The sequence below is a fragment of the Enterococcus sp. ZJ1622 genome, assembly GCF_011038845.1.
Classification (GTDB): domain Bacteria; phylum Bacillota; class Bacilli; order Lactobacillales; family Enterococcaceae; genus Enterococcus_B.
Window position 1 is genome coordinate 69,529 of sequence record NZ_JAAKDW010000002.1, and the last position, 22,774, is coordinate 92,302.

The 22,774-nt window shown below is 42.8% G+C and carries 17 protein-coding genes; 16 read left to right on the forward strand and 1 reads right to left on the reverse strand.

Translation table 11 applies throughout. From position 1 onward, the window contains the following. The first annotated feature begins 57 nt into the window (after positions 1-57). The 13 genes from G7Y42_RS02130 (at position 58) to G7Y42_RS02190 (ending at position 18,083) form a co-directional block, all read left to right on the forward strand. On the forward strand, positions 58-1,161 hold the full coding sequence (locus G7Y42_RS02130; RefSeq protein ID WP_165003764.1) for an alpha-hydroxy-acid oxidizing protein: 1,104 nt from the start codon (positions 58-60) through the stop codon (positions 1,159-1,161). A gap of 213 nt (positions 1,162-1,374) precedes the next feature. After that, positions 1,375-2,055: a WxL domain-containing protein gene (locus G7Y42_RS02135; protein ID WP_165003761.1), complete on the forward strand. Its 681-nt coding sequence runs from the start codon at positions 1,375-1,377 to the stop codon at positions 2,053-2,055. An 87-nt stretch (positions 2,056-2,142) separates the two neighbouring features. Next, positions 2,143-3,183 carry a DUF916 and DUF3324 domain-containing protein gene (locus tag G7Y42_RS02140; protein ID WP_165003759.1) on the forward strand — a complete coding sequence of 347 codons (1,041 nt, stop codon included), beginning with the start codon at positions 2,143-2,145 and terminating at the stop codon, positions 3,181-3,183. Between the two features lie 10 nt (positions 3,184-3,193). Continuing rightward, positions 3,194-3,520, forward strand: coding sequence for an LPXTG cell wall anchor domain-containing protein (locus G7Y42_RS02145; protein ID WP_165003757.1), 327 nt, complete (start codon positions 3,194-3,196; stop codon positions 3,518-3,520). Further along, complete coding sequence (locus tag G7Y42_RS02150) at positions 3,498-5,972, forward strand: WxL domain-containing protein (protein WP_241161896.1); 2,475 nt, start codon at positions 3,498-3,500, stop codon at positions 5,970-5,972. The genes G7Y42_RS02145 and G7Y42_RS02150 overlap by 23 nt, the downstream gene beginning before the upstream one ends. Before the next feature lie 270 nt (positions 5,973-6,242). Further along, a complete protein-coding gene (locus G7Y42_RS02155; RefSeq protein ID WP_165003755.1) occupies positions 6,243-7,751 on the forward strand; it encodes a helix-turn-helix domain-containing protein in 1,509 nt (502 codons plus the stop codon). Next, positions 7,748-9,079: an FAD/NAD(P)-binding oxidoreductase gene (locus G7Y42_RS02160; RefSeq protein ID WP_165003753.1), complete on the forward strand. Its 1,332-nt coding sequence runs from the start codon at positions 7,748-7,750 to the stop codon at positions 9,077-9,079. Before G7Y42_RS02155 ends, G7Y42_RS02160 begins: the two co-directional genes overlap by 4 nt. 391 nt (positions 9,080-9,470) lie before the next feature. After that, a complete protein-coding gene (locus tag G7Y42_RS02165; RefSeq protein WP_165003751.1) occupies positions 9,471-11,759 on the forward strand; it encodes a glycosyl hydrolase family 18 protein in 2,289 nt (762 codons plus the stop codon). A gap of 193 nt (positions 11,760-11,952) precedes the next feature. Continuing rightward, positions 11,953-13,020 (forward strand): ABC transporter permease, encoded by a 1,068-nt coding sequence (locus G7Y42_RS02170; RefSeq protein WP_165003749.1) that lies wholly within the window; start codon positions 11,953-11,955, stop codon positions 13,018-13,020. Positions 13,021-13,033: 13 nt separating this feature from the next. Beyond that, on the forward strand, positions 13,034-13,708 hold the full coding sequence (locus G7Y42_RS02175; RefSeq protein ID WP_165003747.1) for an ABC transporter ATP-binding protein: 675 nt from the start codon (positions 13,034-13,036) through the stop codon (positions 13,706-13,708). A gap of 16 nt (positions 13,709-13,724) precedes the next feature. Then, positions 13,725-14,306 (forward strand): TetR/AcrR family transcriptional regulator, encoded by a 582-nt coding sequence (locus G7Y42_RS02180; protein ID WP_165003745.1) that lies wholly within the window; start codon positions 13,725-13,727, stop codon positions 14,304-14,306. Positions 14,307-14,701: 395 nt separating this feature from the next. Further along, positions 14,702-16,993 carry a glycosyl hydrolase family 18 protein gene (locus G7Y42_RS02185; RefSeq protein ID WP_165003743.1) on the forward strand — a complete coding sequence of 764 codons (2,292 nt, stop codon included), beginning with the start codon at positions 14,702-14,704 and terminating at the stop codon, positions 16,991-16,993. A 175-nt stretch (positions 16,994-17,168) separates the two neighbouring features. After that, positions 17,169-18,083, forward strand: a complete 915-nt coding sequence (locus tag G7Y42_RS02190) for an N-acetylmuramoyl-L-alanine amidase (RefSeq protein WP_165003740.1) — start codon at positions 17,169-17,171, stop codon at positions 18,081-18,083. Positions 18,084-18,126: 43 nt separating this feature from the next. On the opposite strand, the gene rnhC is transcribed toward G7Y42_RS02190, so the two are convergent. Further along, a complete protein-coding gene (gene rnhC / locus G7Y42_RS02195; protein ID WP_165003738.1) occupies positions 18,127-19,044 on the reverse strand; it encodes a ribonuclease HIII in 918 nt (305 codons plus the stop codon). A 230-nt stretch (positions 19,045-19,274) separates the two neighbouring features. On the opposite strand from rnhC, the gene zapA reads away from it, so the two are divergent. From zapA to G7Y42_RS02210, 3 genes are all read left to right on the forward strand, one after another. Then, positions 19,275-19,712: a cell division protein ZapA gene (gene zapA, locus G7Y42_RS02200; RefSeq protein WP_165003942.1), complete on the forward strand. Its 438-nt coding sequence runs from the start codon at positions 19,275-19,277 to the stop codon at positions 19,710-19,712. 63 nt (positions 19,713-19,775) lie between these two features. Next, complete coding sequence (locus tag G7Y42_RS02205) at positions 19,776-20,324, forward strand: CvpA family protein (RefSeq protein ID WP_165003736.1); 549 nt, start codon at positions 19,776-19,778, stop codon at positions 20,322-20,324. 85 nt (positions 20,325-20,409) lie between these two features. Next, entirely contained in the window at positions 20,410-22,770 is a 2,361-nt protein-coding gene (locus G7Y42_RS02210) for an endonuclease MutS2 (RefSeq protein WP_165003734.1), read from the forward strand. Positions 22,771-22,774 lie beyond the last annotated feature (4 nt).

The following is a 22,774-nucleotide window of genomic DNA, read 5'->3' on the forward strand; positions in this document are numbered from 1 at the left end:
AATGTGTAAACGCTATCATTTTTTCGATATTTATTTTATCAGAAAGAAGGAAAAACTATGGAAAAAGTATATCAGGCCGGGACAAAAGAAGGGATCATCGACTTTATCAACATGGAGGATCTGGAGGTAGCTGCTTCACATGTCATTCCGACAGGTGGCTATGGCTATATCAGCAGTGGCGCAGGAGATCTATTCACGTATCAAGAAAATGAAAGGGCTTTTAATCATCGGCTGATCATCCCACATGTGCTGAAAGATGTGGAATTGCCGGATACAACGACCGTTTTTGACCAGGAAGAATTGACCGCACCGATCATCATGGCACCAGTAGCCGCTCATGGATTGGCCCATGAACAAGCAGAAAAAGCTTCGGCAAAAGGCGTCTCTGAGTTTGGCACGATCTATACAGCTAGCTCTTATGCCTCCTGTACATTAGAAGAGATTCGAGAAGCAGGAGGGATAGAAGCGCCACAATGGTTCCAGTTTTATATGAGTAAAGACAATGGGATCAACTTGGATATATTAGACATGGCGAAACGCAACGGTGCAAAAGCGATCGTATTGACAGCGGATGCAACAGTTGGCGGGAACCGTGAAACAGATCGGAGAAACGGATTCACTTTTCCGTTACCGATGCCGATCGTCCAAGCGTATCAGTCAGGAGTCGGGCAAACGATGGATGCAGTCTATAAATCGTCGAAGCAGAAACTCAGTCCTAAAGATGTTGAATTTATTGCTGCGCACACCGATGTGCCGGTATATGTGAAAGGCGTCCAGTCAGAAGAAGATGTCTATCGTTCATTAGATGCCGGCGCAGGCGGGATTTGGGTGTCAAACCACGGAGGACGTCAATTGGATGGTGGCCCTGCCGCTTTTGATTCCTTGCAGTATGTGGCAGAAGCTGTCGATAAACGAGTGCCGATCGTCTTTGACAGTGGTGTACGCCGGGGGCAGCATGTGTTCAAAGCAATCGCTTCAGGTGCAGATCTAGTGGCGATCGGAAGACCAGCGATCTATGGACTTGCTCTAGGCGGAAGTACAGGGATCCATCAAGTATTCGATTTTTTCAAAACCGAGCTGGAAATGGTCATGCAGCTGGCAGGGACCCAAACAGTTGAAGATATCAAGAAAATAAAATTGCGCGAAAACAAGTGGATGTAGGGATTTTCCATCAAAAAATTTTTGGAAGGGCTAAAAACAGTGAAGAAATGATTGCTTAAAAGAACAAACAAGTGTCGTTATCGACATTTTTTGTTCTTTTTTTGCGTATACCCAAAAAAGCTCATAAATTCTTGTAAGCGGATGAAATCCTGATGATTTTTTCACTTTTTCTCCCTATATACTAAGGGCACAAAAACAAAGGAGTGATTTACTATGAGAAAGAATATGATCGGTACATTATTAGTTTCAACGATTTTACTAGGCGGTCTAGCTACCCCTGTCTTTGCAGAAGGAGAAGCAAAATCAACAGGAGATATCACGTTTACTGAACCAACAGATACAGTAGAACCACTTGATCCTACAGATCCAACACAGCCAGTTGAACCAGAAGATCCAGAAAACCCAGCTACAGGACAAACAGGACCATTGACACTTGACGTTGTTCCTAACTTGCCATTTGGCACACACGAGATCGAAAGCGGAACGAAAACTTATCCAGTCGATGCAGCGAAAAATGATTCCCCATACTTGCAAGTATCTGACCGCCGCGGTGTCGGAGCAGACGGCCAAGCACAAGGTTGGAATGTCACTGTATCTGTTTCTGATTTTCTGAATGGGACACAAAAACTGGAAGGGGCAGAACTGAATTTCGGCACAGCAACAAGTAAATCAACGCCAGACAATGATTCTACTGCACCACAAAGTCAAACGATCACAGGTTTGAGCAGTGCTTCTGCTGCTACACCGATCTTTGTAGCAGATAAAGATCAAGGGTTAGGTACATGGCTATCTGTCTATGATCCAGCAAATATCACATTGAAAGTCCCTAAAGCAGCTGCTGGGACATTTACAGCAGATTTGACTTGGAACTTAGTTGCAGGACCTGTAGCTTAAAAATTCTAGGCTGCGGCGAAAACGAATTTGACTTTCATCCTTGCTTGATGTTTTTGCCGCAGTTTTTTTGAAAGGAACGTGTTGATAGTGAATCAAAGTAAACGATTCGTAGTTTCGCTTTTCGCTATTTTAAGTATATTTTTTGGATTTCCAGGCATGAGTCATGCTGCTGATACAATGGGAGACTTTGGGGTAAAGCCGATCCTTCCAGACAATCAAATAGACAAAGCAATCGGTTATTTTGATTTATTAGTGACGCCGAGCCAGGAACAAACCATTGGAGTAACAATCAGCAATTCGGCCGATAACGCTCGATGTTTTGATCTTTCCATTAATCCAGCAGTAACAAGTGATGGAGGTACGATCGATTATGGGCAAGAAAAACCAAGATTAGATGAGACATTGCCGTTTGATGTACGTGATGTGTTGCTTTTGTCAGAAAAAGAGATAGAAGTTCCAGCAAAATCATCAATCGATGTGCCGATACAAGTCAAGGTGCCTGCTTCTAGCTTTGCAGGACGAGTCCTTGCGGGTATCCATGTTAGCCCTAAGACAGATGATCCAGATACAGCAGACAAAAAAGAGGGAACTCAGATCAAGAATCGGATCGCTTATAATCTGGCAGTCGTCTTGCAGGAAAGCCGAGACGCTGTAGAACCGGATCTGAAACTTCTATCAGAAGACGTCAGTGCTGTCAATGCAAAGCCGGCTGTCCAGCTGCTATTCCAGAATCCTGCGCCTACGATCATCAGCAAGCTCGTATTTACAAGCAAGATCTCTTATGAAGGACAGCCATATATCGACAACACTTCCAATGAATTCTTAGTCGCACCAAATTCCAATTTTCATTTGAATCTGGATCTGGCAGGAGACAAAGCAAAAGCTGGGGAGTATCAAGCAGATATTTCGGCAAAGTCAGGCGATGGGCATGAATGGCATTTCACTCAGAAATTTACGATCGCAAAAGAAAAAGCAGAAGAAGTGAATAAGAATTCTGTGTTTGCAGTCGAAGAAAAAGCATTTCCATGGATGAATGTGGTTCTGATCACACTTGCACTGATTCTGATCGTCTTCTTGGTGATTTTCTGGCTGCATCGGAAAAAGAAAAAGGAAGATACGCTGAAATGAGGTGAGTTCGTTGAAAAAAATCGTTTTAATCGGAATACTAGCCGCTAGCTTGTTAAGTGCTGGCGGACAGATATCCGTACAAGCGGATGCTGTCAGCTCTGGTGGGATCACTTTTTATGACACCACGCCTGTTCCTAAGCCAAGTGAACCTGGAGAGGCAGGAACGACCAGTCAGAATCCGACAATCATAAAGCCCGGTTCCAATCAAGTACTGCCAAAGACGAATGAACAGTCAACTAACCTGCTGCCGATGCTTGGCAGTAGCCTGCTCTTATTAGGGCTGTTCATCTGGAAAAAACGGAAGGAGGAAGAAGATGATGCACACACAACAGATTAAACGATATTCTCTTCGCTTTCTCCTTTTTATCAGTTTGACGATCATCGGTTTTTTTGCTGTTTCAAAACCTGTGCACGCAGTCGGAGCTACGCCGCCGCCGATTACTTATGATCCGAATACGTATGAGAACATAGTCCCGCAAAATGGTGGGCGGAGTGCCGTGAATGGCGGGAAAGTCGTTCAGCTGACAGGGGCCAATCAATTACCCAAACTGACCGTGACGTATACGAATGACGGGTCGAATGATCCATGGAAAGGTGGTACGATCCATTTTCATTGGGAGAGCCATGTCAAGCTGACGAACGTGCTCGATGTCCTAAATATCACGGCACAAGGTTTCGCATTCGTTGCGATCGTGAATCTGCCGGAACATGTATCGAGTAGTGATGTATTGAAAGCAATCGATTGGAACAATGCTTATCTGAATATTTCGGGCGCTTCTGTCAAGCTGACGAATGAAGGGCTGATGTCAGCAGGAAACCACACGCTTCGTTTTGGTATGGGATCATGGGATACTTCTTCTCTTTTAGCAAGTATCATCAATATCATCACCCAACCCGGTTTCAATGTGAATGATATCCCTCTTCGTTTCGATATTTCGGTAGATGTCGCAAAAATGACAGAAAACGGGGATAAATTCGACACGAGTCCTAACAAGATCTTGTCAAAAGGGAAATTACAGCCTTCTTTAAGTAAGAAAGCTGCATTCTCGGTAGATTTTTATGATTCGAATAATATCATCCAAGACCGTATGTTCAACTCGATCCTGGCTCCAGCTGGCGGAAGGTTTTATCCTAAATTGACAAATGGTGCGCTCGATCCCAGCGTATATGCAGCTACAGCAAGTACAGAAATCAATACTTGGAACAGCTATATCTCGCCAAATGATGCAACAGGCACGTACAATACGCTGGCAGACGATTCCGAGTATGTGGATGGCAACAATCGAAACCTTCCCGGAACAACGAATAATCGAACATTGACGATGGGACTTTCTGAGGGGCGATTCGATCAACTTCCTGCAACTCGTTTCAATCGAGTGGTCAATTACTTTACAGGAAAAAATGTGACCTCAGGCGCTTCGTTGAGTCACACTCCGGCAAGCACGAGCGGCTTGAATCAGCTGACTAACATTTTATATAGCGGAACAGATGCAGAAGGTGCGCCATTATCACCTGTCACGCTCAAAGTACTAGAACAGTATCAAGTGGGTGCTTCCGTCGTACCGACGAATCTGACAGCGGATAGTGCATGGGGGAAACTTCTGCCAAGTGCACCCTATCAAGTACAAGCGACTTGGAATGCAGCCGCATTGACCACAGGATCAATCCATTACAGGTTGTATAATAAAAATACCCAAAAACTGATCCCTAATTTCAGTGACAGTCTATTCCAGAATCTCACGACAAACAATGGAAGTGTCAATCCTGCATCTACTATGATGCCTGCGTTGCCATCGGGTCAATATTACTTTGACTATAAACTGATCGATGATGTACTTTCAAAAACATATCCGGCACTCGCTTATAAATGGCAGTCGGAACAAAAAGGGATCACGACACTACCTTGGATCACTGTGGCGACTTTCCCGACGATCAGTCAAGAGAGCCATCTGAAAAACCTCAGCAGACAGCCAGATTCGGGGGATCCGCTAACGGCTTTAGCAGGTGACACTGTACAAGAAAGCAGTACTTTCACATTGACGAAGCAAGGAGATGCCTTGACTGACCAGAAAGTGACGATCGCATTACCGGCCAATACGACACTTGTGCCTCAATCGATCACGTTGAATGGCAATCCAGTAGCTGATACAGCACTTCAGCAAGGGATCACAGTCCCAGCTAGTTATTTGGCAAACACAGGTAACAAGATAACGATCACTTACAATTACAAAATAAATGCTGTACAGCCACTCGATATCCCGACGAAACCAGCTATCCTGTCAGGGAATATCATGCTGTCTGACGGGACAAAACTGCCAAATGCTGAAATCAAGACAGCGGTAAAGACCATCCATATCCCGCAGCAGGAACTGACGCTTGTTGATGCGCCAGATGATTTTACTTTTGGCAATGATCTTCCGATACCCGTTCAGAAAACTTACTATAAAGCATCCGGTGAATTTTCATTTGATGTAAGAGATACGCGGTTGCCCGGCTCGTCGGCTTGGCAGCTGACAGGAACGTTATCTTCACCTTTTAAGAACACTGACGGGAAATTATTGAGTGGTGCTGAACTGTATTTCAATCACGAAGGAACAAAGCAACGTATCCAAAATGGGCAAAATACGCTGATCTATCAAAGCGATGGAATCAGCAAAGGAGAAATTCCCGTTGACTTTGCTGCTGCAGATGGTTTACTCTTAGAAGTAAATAACAGCACAGATGCACAGGCAGGACAGACCTATCAAGGTGTAGTGACATGGGAATTGTCGACAGGCCCTGTAAACTAATCATTTGATCAACTACGGTGAGGACAAAAGTGTTCCGAGAGATAAGAAGAAATGGTTGAAAATCATTCATCGGTTTTTAGCGGACTTCAGCTTATTCTTCAAAAATGTTGCTTTTGTCTCGCCGTTTATCTGGATTTAAAGATGGGAAGCAGGCTGGGATCGCGTTTTGACCCAGCCTGCTTGATTGCTTTATCCCACACTTGAAGTTTCAAAAAAAGCTGATTTTTTGTATCTATTGCTGTTGAAGAAATAAAGCTAGGGGGAGTAGACTTGGAACTTTTCAGTTTGCTTGAAAAGAACGAACAGCGACAAATCAGATTGTTTCAGCTTTTGTTAGAGGAAAAGGGCTCGATTTCTGTCAATCAGGCTTTTGATCGATTGACTGTCGACCGAGCAACGCTCAAAGAAGATGTGCAGATGCTAAAAGCACATCTAGAAACCTTTGATGGGCGATTGACGTTAGAATACCAAGACGGTGAGCTGAATCTTTTTCGTTCGGGAAATCTTTCGGCCAATGAATTCTATTATGCCTATTTGCAGGAATCAATCAAATATCAGATTTTGCTCCATCTGTTAGAACACGGAACCTACGAGCGACAAAAGCTGCTGACTCAGCTGAACATCAGTACAGCAACGCTGACACGCCGAATCAAAGAATTGAATGCCATTCTCCAAGAATTCCATTTGCAGATAAAAAACGGCCGGCTGCAAGGCTCGGAAAGCCAGATCAGGTATTTCTATTTCCAGCTTCTCTGGTTTGGACGCCCTTACCGAGTCAATCAACTGGAAGCAGTAGACCAGGCGACAAAAGTTTTGTTAGCGTTACTGGAAGAAACATTTCCTTTCACATTTACCGAAGACGGGGAGATTATGTTCAAGCTTTGGCTGAAAATCACTAAGAGCAGACTGCGATGTGTCAAGAAAGCTGTGCCGGATTACCAGAATCTGCCGCTCCATTTATTTGAGGAGGACCCGTTTTTGATCTCGTTGCAGACCTTCTTGTCACGTTTTTTCTTCCAGTATGCGTTTAGCTGGAACCAGAATGAAACATTGATCTTCTATCTTTTTATGATCTGTAATTTCACCTTGGACACTTCGGACAAACGAGTACAGGGATTTTTGTTAGAGGAAAAATACAAAGACGATCTGGTCGGTGAACTGAATCGGACATTCAAAAAAAATGTGCAGGATGCTTTTTCTTTTTACGAATTTACAGAAGAATTTTCACAAAAAGTCGCTTTGACAGTCATGCAGAATCACTATCGACTGGTTTACTTTAGAGGACTAGTAAGTGTTTTTGGACAGTCTGGTCTTAAGCAGAGGATTTTAGAAAACCAAGAACAGCAGTTGCTTGCTTTGTGCAAAAAAATGACCCAACAATCCTTCGACATACTCGGTTTGTCAGACGAAGATCGGTTACATGCAGGATTAGAATTATATGGACGTTATATTTCCATCCTAGTCATGGTATTCAAGAAAGTAGAGCTCCGGTTGACGATCGCGTGTGATTTCCCTTATGAACGGCTGATGTCTGACATCATGATGGAAATTATCCATGAACGGCTGGACAGATCGATCAAGTTTGATCTTGTCAGTTATCAAAAGGGACAATCATACGACGTGATCTTGACCGGACAGAACAAAGAATATCCTTCGCAGCAATCTGCACAGGTCTTCGTACTGACAAGCAGTGAATATGATTTTGATTTTCCTTATCTCAATCAGTTTCTAAGACAATGTTATTTGCAAAAAATCAAATTAAGGATGGACAAATTATGAAAATCGTAATAATCGGAGCCTCCCATGGCGGGATAGCTGCTGCTGATAGTTTGCTGAAGCTGGACTCGACGGACGAGGTTTACTTGATTGATGGAAAGAAACGAGAAGAAGCAGGCTACATTTCCAGCGGGCTAACCATGTATCTGAATCGAACGATCAGCGAGCTGAATGAAGTCACGACAGATCTTCACCCCTTACTTGAAAAAGGACTGATCCTGCTAACAGAGCATGAAGTATGCGCCATCGCTCCTGAACAGCATCAGATCACACTAGTCGCTGCTAATGGTGTGAGCAAACAGCTAGCGTATGACAAATTGATCATCGCAACGGGCTCTTCGTCAGAAAAGAACACGCTACTGGAGGGCGAAAATGTCCTTGTCTACAAAGGATTAGATGAATCACGTCAGGCTCTTTCTTATTTGGAGAATGCAAAGGATATCACCATTTTCGGCGCGGGATACATCGGAACGGAATTAGCAAATTCATTGGCAGATAAAGGGTGCACCATCCACCTGATCGATCATATGCCGAATATCTTGTCACGCTATTTTGACGGGGAGATGATCCGTGAAGTTGAAGACCAGCTCGCTTCAAAAGGGATCGTTTTTCATCCGAATGAGCTTTTGATCGACCACAAAAAAGAAGGTGACCGCTTAACAGAGATTCGTATACTCTCCCAATCAATCAAAACAGATCTTGTCATTTTTCCTTCGCAAGCACATCCTAATACCAGTATATTAAGAGAAAAGGTAGAACTGTATGAAGATGAGACAGTAGTTGTCGATGAGTATCTGCAGACAAGCGATCCTGACATCTATGCGATCGGCGATATTGTTCCGATCACATATCCTTCAAATGATCTTCATCTATTTATGCCGCTGATCACTCGGGCGGTCCATATGGCACGGGCTGTTGCTTTAACGATCAGCGGACAGCCAACTGTCTTTGATCGGTCGAAGCGACTGACAGCAACTAGGATAGCAGGATACTTTTTGGGAACAGCTGGACTGACGGAGGACGAAGCCCCGTTCTTGGGAAAACAGGTACGATCTTACACAGGAATATTTCAGTTGTATCCGGCATATCGTTCGCTGGATACAACAGTCAAAGCAAAGCTGATCTATTGTCCAGAGACCATGGAAATCCTAGGAGGGCAGCTGATCAGCACGGAGTTTTTGCTGTCAGATCTGGATCTGTTAGCGAGTTTTATTGAGCGGAAAATGACGATCTCGCAACTTGCTGTCGACAGTTTCGGCTTTATGCCAGCTTATACGCCAAAATTCCATTATTTCAATGAACTTGCTTTTCAAATAATCCATGATCGATAAAAAATAGAGAATGAGAGCTTTGCTGCGGAAGAGATGATCCTAAAAATAGGATTATCTCTTTTTTGACATACGTTATTTTATTATTGCTTTCTGAAAAATTCCAATGATGTGTCAAATAAAAAAAGATCTGGAATAAATAACTTATAAAATTAAAAACAAATGAAAAAAACGTTAAGGAAACGCTTGCAATATACTTTGTGATATGTTAAATTTTAATTACCCGCTAGTTTAATGCAAATACATAGTAATACATAGGGATATTGGGAGAGATTTATATTTTATTTTTGGAGGTGAATTGTTATCTGGAATATTATTTTTTTAATAATTCGGATGGGAAAATAGGAGATTAATCTAGTGTGGAATAAAAAATACATATACCGAGGAGTTTAAAATGAAAACAATAAGTAAACTAGGTCTAGGAGCAATGTTATTTTCTTCTGTCTTTTCGATCGCGAGCACTTCTTTAGTACAGCGAACTTCTGCACATACACAAGAAACAAAAGAGACCACACAAGCAAAAGGATATCGAAATGTCATGTACTATGGTGACTGGTCTGTCTGGGGAGGACAAGATAATTTTCATCCATCAGGGATCGCTGAGGAAAACTTGACACATTTGAACTTTGCCTTCCTTGATTTCGACAGCAACGGAAATCTTCAATTTACCGATCCTCAAGCTGCCACAGAATTGGAAGTAGGGATGCCTGGGACAAATAAAAAAATAAGTGCTGGTCTTCTAAATGCCTTCCAAGATCTTCGTGCAAAAAACCCGAACTTGAAAATCGGGGTCTCTCTTGGCGGATGGTCAAAATCCGGTGACTTTTCTGTAGTAGCTGCTGATCCGGCAAAACGTAAGAATTTTGTAGAAAACATTGCGAAATTCATCAAATACACGAATATGGATTTCGTTGATGTTGACTGGGAATATCCTGCAGATGTGCGTGAACCTGACCTTATCGATAATAAAAATGATGAAGGAACGCCGCACGCAATGCCTGAAGACAAAGAGAACTATATTATTCTCCTAAACGAAATACGTGAAGCGATTGACAAACAAGGTGAAGAATTAGGGAAAGAATATGAATTGTCTGTAGCGCTGCCTGCATCACGAGGACGTTTGGATTCTGGAATCGATATTCCGAAATTGTTCGATATCGTTGACTTTGCGAATATCATGACCTACGATCTGACAGGTGCTTGGGCCTCTCAAAGCGGGCATCATTCAGGTCTCTATGGAAATCCTGCTGATCCGAATTACGATGAAGGACTATCAGTGGATCAAGCGGTCAGCTATTTGCGTGACCAAGGGGCATCATCTGAGAAGATCGTTATCGGAGCAGCCTTTTATAGTCGTGGATGGAATCAAGTAGCGAAAGGGGACAACCCAGCGTTGCCGGGATTATTCCAGAAAGCAGAACAAAACAATCAAGATGCAGATGGAACGCCATCTTACGGCGCGCCAAACAGTATCAAATTAACAGCAGGAGACCAAGGTAGAGCCAGTGGAGTCTGGGCATTCAGAGAACATGATAAATTAAAGGAAAAGTTTCCTGGACTCAAAGAATACTGGGACGATACAGCCAAAGCTCCATACATGTATAGTGAATCAACTGGGGAATTCTTTACTTATGATAACGAACGTTCAATCGGATACAAAACCGAATATGTCAAAGAGCAGGATTTAGGTGGTGTGATCTCATGGATGCAGTCTCAAGACCGTCCATCGACTGGTACCACTCGAGATACTTTGACAAAAGCAATCAACAAAGGCTTGTTCGGAAATGAAAAACTTCCTGAGCATACGATCGTCAGCCCTGATTTAGCAATCAGTGCAGATGTGAACACTTATTCACAAGCAGGAAGCACAGGATATGAGATTACGATCCGCAACAACGAACGTGCCGATGAATTCGACGCAGTACTGAGCAGAGTCGAAAGAGCACAAGAAACAATCAAGTTTCCAAAACTGTATATTCCAGTGAATGCTTCGGAGACTTTGACAGCAGGAAATGCAAATGCTGGTAGAGTAACGACATCAGGAGGACATGTAGTTGTCGACTTAAGTGATGTTGAGGCGGCACATGATATTACTCAAGGCCGTTCTTATACCTTTAGACTGAGAACAAATGCTGCACAGGCAGATGTCAGCCGCATTCAAAATGTGAATCTAGTACAAAGAATCGGTACGAGTGGCGCTGATCTTTACCCGACAGTCATTTATGAGGCAGATACAAAACCAGATCCTTCTGACAAGGAAGCCCCTTCAGTTCCAACGAATCTACAAGCAACTTTAGTTGAAGGGACGAAAGTGACAGTCAACTGGACTCGCTCAACTGACAATGTCCAAGTTGCCGGTTATTATGTCTATCGTAATGGACAACGTGTCGGTCAAACGACAAGCAACACGTTTACAGACACTAATTTAAACACTAACACACGTTATACTTATACAGTGGAAGCGTTCGATGCATCAGGAAATGTATCCGCTGCAAGCGCACCGCTTGTCGTGACAACATTAAATGAAGATACTCCTCCAGCTTATGAAGCGTGGGATCCTAATAAAGCATACTGGGCCGGAGACATGGTTACTTACCAAGGGAAAAACTACCGAGCAAAATGGTGGACACAAGGCAATATCCCAGGAACAGAACAATGGGGACCATGGGAATTGATCAGCTGATTCACTTGTTTCCATAAATGAGAAAAAAGCATGGATTAAATCGAATAAATAAAGACTAAGCGAAGATCATCTTCTCCTATTCATAATAAAATGAATAGGAGAAGGTGGTTTTTTTGAGCATAATCCTCTACTTAAAATTTATCGAGTGATAAACTTAACTTATCAACTGATAAATTTTATGAGGAGGAGTTCGATGTTTTTAGCATTAAATGAGATTTTACATTCTAAATTACGATACGCGTTAGTTGCAGGAGTGATGTTTTTGATCGCTTATCTGGTGTTCTTTCTGACAGGGCTGGCGTACGGCTTAGCACAGGATAACCGGACAGCTGTCGATAAGTGGGAGGCAGATTCGATCATTCTGTCAAAAGATGCCAATTCCAATCTGGGGATGTCCATGATCACTAAAAAAACAGCAGAAGAAGTAAAAGCAGACAAAATCGCCTATCTTGCCCAGACACCTGGTGTAGTGACCAGTAAAGACAGCAAAGAAGGAAAGATCAATGTCAGCTTCTTCGGAATCGACAAAGATCAATTTATCATGCCGAACCTTGTGGAAGGAAAAACGTTTTCTTCTGATGATGAGGCAGTAGGGGATATCAGTTTGAAAGAAGAATACGGATTGAAAATCGGCGACACTGTCAAATTGTCAGGAAGTGAGAAAACCTTCAAGCTGACAGGATTTACAGATAACGCAAAATTCAATGTCTCACCGGTTTTATACACAACGATTGATGCGTACCAGCAAATCCGTTTTGAAAAAGAGGATTCAAGTGAGAATGCTAGGATCAACGCAATCGTTGTCAGAGGGAAAATCGATCAGCTGCCTGACGACCTAGAACAAATCAAGATCTCTAAATTTATCAATGAGCTTCCTGGATACAATGCCCAAGTATTGACTTTTGGTTTCATGATCGGCTTTTTGATTGTCATTGCGGCAATCGTGATTGGGATTTTCATTTACGTATTGACGATGCAAAAGATCAATATTTTTGGTGTGATGAAAGCACAGGGGATCACAGGCGGATTCATCGCCCGTTCGGTTGTCGCTCAAACATTCATTTTGTCCTTTGTTGGGATCCTGTTGGGATTGTTGGGAACAGTCGGCACGTCTCTCGTATTACCAGATGCTGTCCCATTCCAAAGCAACTGGCTGTTTTTCGGTGTCATCAGTTTACTGATGCTCGTAGTGGCCATCTTAGGCGCATTATTTTCAGTCCGTACGATCGTGAAAATCGATCCATTGAAGGCAATCGGTTAGAAAGGAGAAGAATATGAAAGCAATTGAATTCAAAGAAGTAGAAAAAAGTTTCCAAGATGGGGATCAAATCGTCCAGGCATTGAAAAAGACCACGATGAGCATCGATAAAGGTGAGTTCGTTGCGATCATCGGACCTTCAGGATCGGGGAAAAGTACTTTCTTGACTTTAGCTGGAGGCTTGCAGACGCCAAGCGAAGGTTCTGTATTTATCAATGATCAGGAGTTCAGCAATCAAAAAGAAAGTGAGCGGGTGAAATTGCGCTTTAAAGAAATCGGCTTTATTTTACAAGCGTCCAATCTCGTGCCGTTCCTTACAGTGAAAAAACAGCTGGCATTAGTCGATAAAGTCAAGCATGAAAACCGTCAAAAAGAAGCAAAGGAATTATTCGAGCAACTAGGTGTAGCAGACTTAATCAATAAGTATCCGGAAGAGCTATCTGGCGGAGAACGCCAGCGAGTAGCTATCGCACGAGCGCTCTATAATGATCCGTCCATTATTTTAGCAGATGAACCGACAGCGAGTCTGGATTCAGAAAAGGCAAGGGAAGTCGTAGATATCTTGGCAAAAGAATCCAAAGAAAAGAACAAGGCGATCATCATGGTCACGCATGATACACGACTGATTGACAAATGCGACAAAATATTTATGATGGAAGATGGTGTATTGAAAGAAAAAGAATCCAATTGAAAAAGCAGGTGGAAAAATGGTCCATCGATACAATAAAGATACGCAGCAAAAGATTTTAAAGGAAGCCAATCAGCTATTCATGTCAAAAGGGTATCTTGGCACATCCACAAGAGAAATCGCAAAAAATGCAGGAATCACCCAGCCGAATCTCTATCATTATTATGGAGACAAGGAAAAACTATATGCGGCTGTCTTGGAGGATCATCTGACTGATGTGGGAAACAATCTGCGGGCAATCGTCCAGACTAGCCAATCAAAACAAACAGATTTTCAAGAAATATTGACAAAAATGGCTGAATTTTTGATCGAAACACATCTTGTCGATCTATTCTTGATGCTTCATGATCTTGCGAGCAATATTTCAAAAGAGACAAGAAATCGGCTATTTTATTTATGGAAGAAAAACTATCGGGAACCTTTTGAAGAAGTCTTCTCAAAAAATCAAGCAGTACTCAGATCAAGCGTTTCGAAAGAACTAGCCGCACGACATTTTTTCCTGATCCTGGCACCTTACATCACGAAATCAGATAAGCCGGTGGAAGAACCATTGGATGTCGCTCGATTGATTGATCTGTACCTGAATGGCGTATTGGCGTAATAGCAGTATCTTAAAAAAGCAGTAAGAGAGGTAATACCTTGTCTTGCTGCTTTTTTATGTTGTCATAAAAATATGCTTTGTTATTTTTCGCTTGTATCAGGAAGAACTTGTTAGAGAAAAAGAAAATCATCCATCTCATGGATAACCGATTCTTTTGTTTTTTAAATAACACAAACAATAAAAAGAAAGCGTTTGCTTTAGGTTGTGATGTAATGTTATGATAAGTTTATAAAAAGTTGAATGTTGCGCTTTGTTTTTTGGTTTAGGTGTTTTTTAGGATGGTTAGGAGGTGCAGTATAATAACAAAAAATATTTATTTGGTGGGAAGATTCAACAGATTTACGAATAATGTTCCTATTTAGCACGACTAAGTATACAAGAGGAGGATTTATACTGTGGAAAAAATGAAAAAAATAGGGTTAGCTGCAATGTTATTTTCTTCAGTGATGTCTATGGCATCGCCGACATTCGGACATAAAGAGATGGTACACGCGGAAGAAGCGAAGCAAACAGCAGAAGCCAAGAGTTATCGAAATGTCATGTATTATGGCGACTGGTCGATATGGGGAGGCGAAGGAAACTTTTATCCAAAAGATATCCCTGCTGACCAATTGACTCATTTGAATTTTGCATTCTTGGATTTTGACAGTCAAGGTGACTTGCAATTTACAGATAAAAGTGCCGCTGTAGGAGCGTCACTAAATCAGCCTGGCGTAGAATGGGATACGCCTAGCGCGGGGATTTTGAATGCCATCCAAGATCTGCGAGGCAAAAATCCCAATTTGAAAATCGGTGTCTCGTTAGGTGGCTGGTCGAAATCGGGCGACTTTTCAGAAGTTGCTGCTAATCCGGCGAAACGGAAACACTTTGTTGAGAATGTGATGAAATTCATCAAGTATACCAATATGGATTTCGTCGATGTCGATTGGGAATATCCAGCAGATGTCCGACAACCGGACATGGTGGACAATGTCAATGACGAAGGCACACCAGATGCGAAACCTGAAGATAAAGAAAATTATATTACTCTGTTACAAGAAATGCGTGAATCTCTCGATAGACAAGGCGAAGAACTTGGGAAAACTTATGAACTGTCCGTCGCTCTTCCATCTTCTCAAGGAAAATTGAATGCCGGCATCGATATCCCAAAACTATTTGATATCGTAGATTTTGCAAATATCATGACCTATGATCTGAACGGGGCATGGGGAGCGAATAGTGCTCACCATACGGCTTTATACGGGAATCCGGCAGACCCCAATTACGAGGAAGGATTATCAGTTAATCAAACCGTTCGATTTTTACAAGACAATGGCGCAGCCTCAGAAAAGATCGTCATCGGCGCTGCTTTTTATACGCGCGGGTGGCATGAAGTTGCTAAAGGTAACAATGAAAAATTACCTGGTCTTTATCAAAAAGCTGAAAGAACCAATCAGGACGCCGATCAAACACCTTCATATGGCGCAAAGAACAAGACCTCTCTTAAACTTGGAGATGGTGGAAGAGCTGGAGGTGTTTGGCCATACAGAGATATTTCAGATTTGATCGACAAGACAGCTGGTCTGAAGGAGTACTGGGACGACACTGCAAAAGCACCATATATGTATAGCGAAACGACAGGTGAATTCTTTACCTATGATAACGTGAAATCAGTTAGTTACAAAGCTGAATATGTGAAAGAGCATGAACTAGGCGGCATCATCTCATGGATGCAATCACAAGACAAAGAGACAACTTCCAGCAAGAGAGATGAACTGACGAATGCAATCAAATCAGGATTGTTCGGCGAGTCGAAACTTCCTGAACACGAGATCGTCACTTCAGCACTCGACATCGATGTAGCGATTTCCACTTATTCTCAGTATGGGGCCAATGGGTATGACATCGTTATTAAAAATAATGAGAGACTTGAAGAGCCTAACGATGTATTGAGCGCGGTAGAGTTTTCGCAAAAAACAGTGAAACTCCCTAAGTTTTATATTCCAGTCCATGCAGAAGAAAGTCTTAGTGCAGGAGATTATAAAGCAGGCACAGTCACTACAGAAAATGGTTATACTATCGTCGATCTTTCCTCTGTCTATGACGGCAAACTACTTAAGCCGGGAATGACTTATGAATTCAGGTTGAGAACTAGCGCTTCTGACGCGAACATCGATCGTATCCAGTCGATCGAAATGTCACAAAGGATTGGGACAGAAGGTACTGAAATCAATCATCAGCTGATTTACGGTCAAAAACTAGTGCCAGATCCTTCTGATACCCAACCGCCTTCTGTACCAAAAGGTCTGAAAGCTGTGGATATCCAAGGAACCCAAGTCACTTTTGACTGGACACCGTCAACAGATAATCATCAAGTAGCAGGGTATTACATTTATCGTGATGGGCAGCGTGTAGGGCAAACGCCACGTAATCAATTTACAGATACCGGACTGACCACCAATACGGAATACACCTATACTATTAAAGCTTTTGATGCAACAGGGAATGTGTCTGAACAAAGTGTACCATTAGTCGTGAAAACACAAAGTGAAGATCCAACCCCTATCTATGAAGAATGGAATCCGGAAAAAGCTTACTCAGCCGGTGATATCGTGACGTATCAAGGAAACAACTACCGGGCAAAATGGTGGACGCAAGGAAATATCCCAGGAACAGAAGAATGGGGACCGTGGGAATTGATCAGCTAAAGCTGAAAATAAAGCGCAAAGGGCAGTGGCAGTTTGTCATGGCCCTTTGTGCTTTATCTATAGACAAAAACATTTCTTGCTGCTTGAAGCAGGGCATAAAACCGCTTTTTCACAACCTCTCCTTAAGCTGTTTTTAAGCTTACACGATTACCCTGTTTGAGCGAGGTGAAGCAGAATGAAGAAATGGATGATGGCAGGAGCATGTGCTGCTTTAGTATTGTTGGCATGTTTTAAGATTGGATTATTCGAGCAGACGACAACAGCAGAACAGACAGCTGACCATGCGAAAGTGACAAGTGAGTCAACGAATGACACGGCGACAAGTACACCTGAAACAGAAACGTTCATCAAGGTAGGAAAAGGAGATCGGACTCTATATACAGATGCTTCTTTCACGACCCCCTTAGCAACCGTAAATGGCGGTGAATTGACGGAATACTTGTCAAAAACGGCTGAAGCGTATCAAGTTAGAACAAATGACGGCTATACAGGATATCTGTCCACCGATGATGGGACGGAGGTAACGAAAACGATACAAGAAGCACCGTCTGATTTGTCAGACGCAGTGATCGTTCTTGACCCGGGACATGGCGGAAGCGATACAGGCGCTTTGAGTAATGATGAGCAGACAGAAGAAAAAACAATCACGTTAAGTACTGCGAAAAAAGTGAAGGCAGAACTGGAAAAGGCTGGTGCGACCGTTTATCTGACGCATACTGCTGACGAGCTTGTACCTTTAGCAGATATTTGTACGTATAGCGAAAAAAAACAAGCAGATGTCTTTATCAGTTTACACGCAGATTCCACTGAATATGCAAATGAAGCCACAGGAATCACGACCTATTACTATTATGGGGAAGAGAAGTCCCTAGCGCAGTCGATCGCAAATTCCTTTTCTGATCTACCATTAGAATCAAGAGGCGTAGAAACGGGGAATTACCAAGTACTGAGGGAGAATCTGCAGCCTTCTGTCTTAGTGGAGATGGGGTACATGAATAATGACGAAGACTTGTCCGAACTGACCTCGGATACGTATCAGCAGCAAATCGCTGATAGTTTGACGCGTGCGCTGACGGACTATTTCAAATAAAAAGCAAACGCTAGAGAGGAAGTGCTCTTCCAGCGTTTGCTTTTTATTTTTGGGTGATCGCCAGTGCTTTTTTTGTATTCGCAAAATGCAGTTTAGCATAGTTGCCTAGCAGAGGCATCCCGCCTTTTCTCAGAATCTCAGCAGCCACTTGATCGGATGCTGTCCCGGCACCAGAAGGAAGGGTGAGACCCAGCTCTTCAGAAGCACGAGCCAGTTCTTCTAAGAAGCTAGCACGACTGATGATGGATGCTGCTGCAACGGCTAGATGATACTGCTCGCCTTTTGTGACAAAATAAAGTTTTTCTTTGATCTGGTTTTTCTCTGACTGAACGTATTTTTTAAAATTTGCTTCTGGCGTGAATTGGTCGATCAGAATCGCTTCTGGTTTTGTCGGAGCGATTTTCTGCAAAAGCAGATGGATCGCCTGATTGTGCAATGCGACTTTCATTCGGACCGCATTATATGTCGGCTGGATCTCATTGTATTTTTTCGGAGACAGGACTAACAACTGATAAGGGATCGTCTCTTTTAAAATCTTCGCCAGCTGGATGATCTGCGAATCTTTCAGTTCCTTCGAATCTCGAACGCCCATACGCTGCAGTTGAGCTAATTGTGTTCGATCGACATAAGCTGCGCACACCGTCAAAGGGCCGAAATAACTGCCGTTTCCTACCTCGTCGCTGCCTAAGACAGAAAGCTGCTCAAGGTGAGCTGGAAGAGAGGAGGGTGCCTTTTTCGCTTTAGCAGGAGTGGCCTGTGCTTCTCCCCAACGGTTTGCTTCTGCTTGCGCATTCGCGCCTTGAAACATCACTTTTCCTGAAGTATAGGCAGTGATCGTCGTACCGTTTTTTTTAGCTGCAAAGATTGTATAAGGGATTTTTTTGGGTAATAAAAAACGCTGATACGCTTCTTTCATTTTTTCGATTTGCTGTTTTGAAGTTTTGATGATTACGTTGCTCATGGCGTGCTCCTTCATTTTTCGTTTAGAAACAAACGGATGGCTGATGGTTCACGATCCAAAGCATCAGGTGACAAGAAGATGCAGGAAGAAGAACGTGAGACATAGCATTTTTCCAAAGTTTATCATATAATAGTTAAGTATGTGAAAAGAAAATTTGTGTATAGCTGAGAAATAACCGACTTCATGGTACACTATATAAGAATTTTATCAAGAGGAGGGAAATGATTCGTATGGCGCACGAAAAAACACGCTACAAAGCAGTAATTGCCAACCAGACATATACGATTATCGGACGCGAAACGAAGCATCATATGGACATTGTGACGAAACTGATCAATGACCAGCTCGCTGAATTGAAACAATTGTCGCCTCAAATCGACAACGAACAAGCAGCGATCCTGATGGCCGTTAATGCGCTCTCGGATCAATTGAAGAAACAAGAAAGAATTCTGGAGCTTGAGGAAGAAACAGCCAAGCTGAAGAAAAAAATGATCAAATTCACCGAAATGGAAAATCGGATAAAACGGATCGAAGCAATCGAAAACGAAGCACGTGAAGTATTAAAAGAAAATGGTCAAACCGATCATGAAATCAAGAATCATGTGGAAGCACAGCAGATTCTGAATGAGAAAAGAAAAGGCCAGATCAAGCAAAAGGCTTCGCAATAGCAGATCTGTGCTTGTTATCAAGTGATTTTAGTTACAGTTACATGGAAGAGAAAGGAACATGGCATGCTGAGTCTGTTGATTTTATTTATTTTGCTGATTGCGTTTTTTTCCGGGGCACGTCGAGGATTCGCGTTGCAAGTAGTCTATACGATCGGCTACTTCCTGTCGTTTCTCGCTGCGCAGTATTTTTATAAACCATTGGCCAGTCATCTGGAATTATATATTCCTTACCCGGCAGTCACGCCGAATTCAAAGCTAGTTTTTTTCGATCAGGCATTTTCGTTTCGATTGGATGAAGCTTTTTATGCAGGAACAGCTTTCTTGATAATTCTGGTGATAGGCTGGCTGTTGACTCGCTTTGTAGGGATCTTTGTCCACGGATTGACATATCTCCCGATACTGAAACAAGCTGATTGGATAGCAGGAGGTTTGCTATCTTTGATCGTTGCTTATGTGACTTTGTTTTTGATCCTGCGGTTATTGTCCTTCGTTCCGATAGAAGGGATCCAAAATCAGTTCAGCGGCAACAGCTTGGCACGTTTTATGGTAGAAAATACACCGATATTGACGGATAAAATCTATGATCTGTGGGTAACGAAAGTATTGAATTAGTGATAAATAAGCCGTTTAGTGAAAAAGGTGCTGCGTCTCGTTATTGGCACAGCCCTCTTTTTATAGTGAAAGATAAGGTGATAAAGTGAATAACCGAATCCTTGAAACATTGGAATTTGAAAAAGTGAAACAAATGGTCCGCCAGTTTATCGTGACTGCACAGGGAAATGAAGAACTGGCGAAACTGATACCTGTGAGTGAAAGCCAGACGATGACAAACTGGCTCCAGGAAACAGAAGATGGGTTGAAAGTCCAGCGCTTGCGTGGTGGTATCCCTATCCCGAAACTGGAAAATATCCGTCCGCATATGAAACGTATCGAGATCGGCGCTGACCTTAATGGGGTAGAGCTCGCTCAAGTATCTCGAGTATTGTCCACGACAAGTGAACTGCATCGTTTCATTGACGATCTGTCAGATAGCGAAATCGAATTTGCTCGACTCTATCTGTGGGCTGAGCAGCTAGTGACGATCCCGCTTTTGAGTCGTCGTCTGAAAGAAGCAATCGATGATGATGGACGAGTAACAGATGATGCTTCTTCGGAATTGAAGATGATCCGCCAGAATATCCGTCGCAGTGAACAGGCAGTCAGAGAACAGTTAGATGGCATCGTTCGTGGGAAAAATGCAAAATATCTAAGTGATGCGATCATCACGATGCGAAATGATCGGTATGTCATTCCTGTCAAGCAAGAATATCGAGGCGTATTCGGTGGTGTCGTTCATGATCAGAGTGCTTCCGGACAGACCTTGTTTGTCGAACCGAAACAAGTCGTTGATTTGAATAATCGTCTGCGACAGTATCAAATCGCTGAGCGAAATGAGATCCAGCGAATCTTGAGCGAATTATCGGCTGAACTTGTACCGCATCGCAAAGAAATCATCCATAATGCGTACGTCATCGGTAAGATGGACTTGATGAATGCGAAAGCTCGATTCGGGAAAGAATTGAAAGCGATCGTTCCGCAAATCAGTGAAGAAAACCATGTAGTACTGAAACAGGCAAGACATCCACTGATCGATCAGGAAAAAGTCGTACCGAATGACATCACGATCGGAGAAAATTACCAGGCGATCGTTATCACAGGGCCTAACACAGGTGGGAAAACGATCACTTTGAAAACATTAGGACTATTGCAGCTGATGGGGCAAGCAGGGTTGCCTATCCCAGCTGAGGAAGAAAGCCGTATCGGTGTGTTCGAAGAAATATTTGCTGATATCGGGGACGAACAGTCGATTGAGCAAAGTTTATCGACCTTTTCTTCCCATATGACAAATACAGTCGATATTTTAGAAAGAGTAAATGAAAAGAGCTTAGTATTGTTTGATGAACTGGGAGCCGGCACAGACCCGCAAGAAGGTGCAGCCTTAGCAATCGCGATCTTAGATGATCTCGGCAAGAAATCTGCTTACGTGATGGCAACGACTCATTATCCTGAACTCAAAGTCTATGGGTATAATCGGGCAAACACGATCAATGCAAGTATGGAATTTGACGTGGATACATTGAGTCCGACGTATCATTTGCTGATCGGTGTGCCTGGACGAAGCAACGCATTTGAGATCTCTAGTCGTTTGGGATTGGCAAAAGAAGTGATTGACGCAGCGAAACAGCTGATGAATGACGAAAGCCAGGATCTGAATGAAATGATCACAGACTTGGAAAACCGCAGGAAAATGGCAGAGACAGAATATCTGGAAATGCGTCATTACGTAGATGAAGCGCAGCAGCTTTATGACAACTTGAAAGAAGCGTACAGCTATTTCTTCGAAGAACGTGAAAAAGAACTGGATAAAGCCAAAAAACAAGCGAACCAAGTAGTGACAGAAGCAGAAGAAAAAGCAGAAAAAATCATTGCTGATATCCGTAAAATGCAGCAGCAGATCGGACAAGGCAACGTCAAAGAACATCAGCTGATCGATGCGAAAACACAACTGTCGAATCTCCATCAAGAAGAAAAGCTGAAGAAAAACAAAGTACTGAAAAAAGCAAAAGAACAAAAGACATTGAAACCAGGCGACGAAGTGCTAGTGACGACGTATGGACAACGCGGGACTCTGCTGCGTAAAAATGGCGATCAGTGGCAAGTGGAGATCGGTATCCTGAAAATGAATGTGTCAGAAGACGAATTGACACCTGTTGCGCCGCAAAAAGAACCGAAGCAGCGCGCTATCCATGCAGTACGCTCAGAATCAAGCAGTCATGTGCCGAATCAGCTTGATCTCAGAGGGAAACGATATGAAGAAGCACTCAATGAGGTGGACCAGTATCTTGATTCCGCTATCTTAGCAGGTTATCCTCAAGTAACGATCGTTCACGGAAAAGGAACCGGCGCTTTGCGTAAAGGAATCACAGAGTTCCTCAAAAATCATCGAAGCGTGAAAAGCTTTGAATTTGCTCCGGCAAATCAAGGAGGAAATGGCGCAACGATCGTGAAATTTAAATAAAACT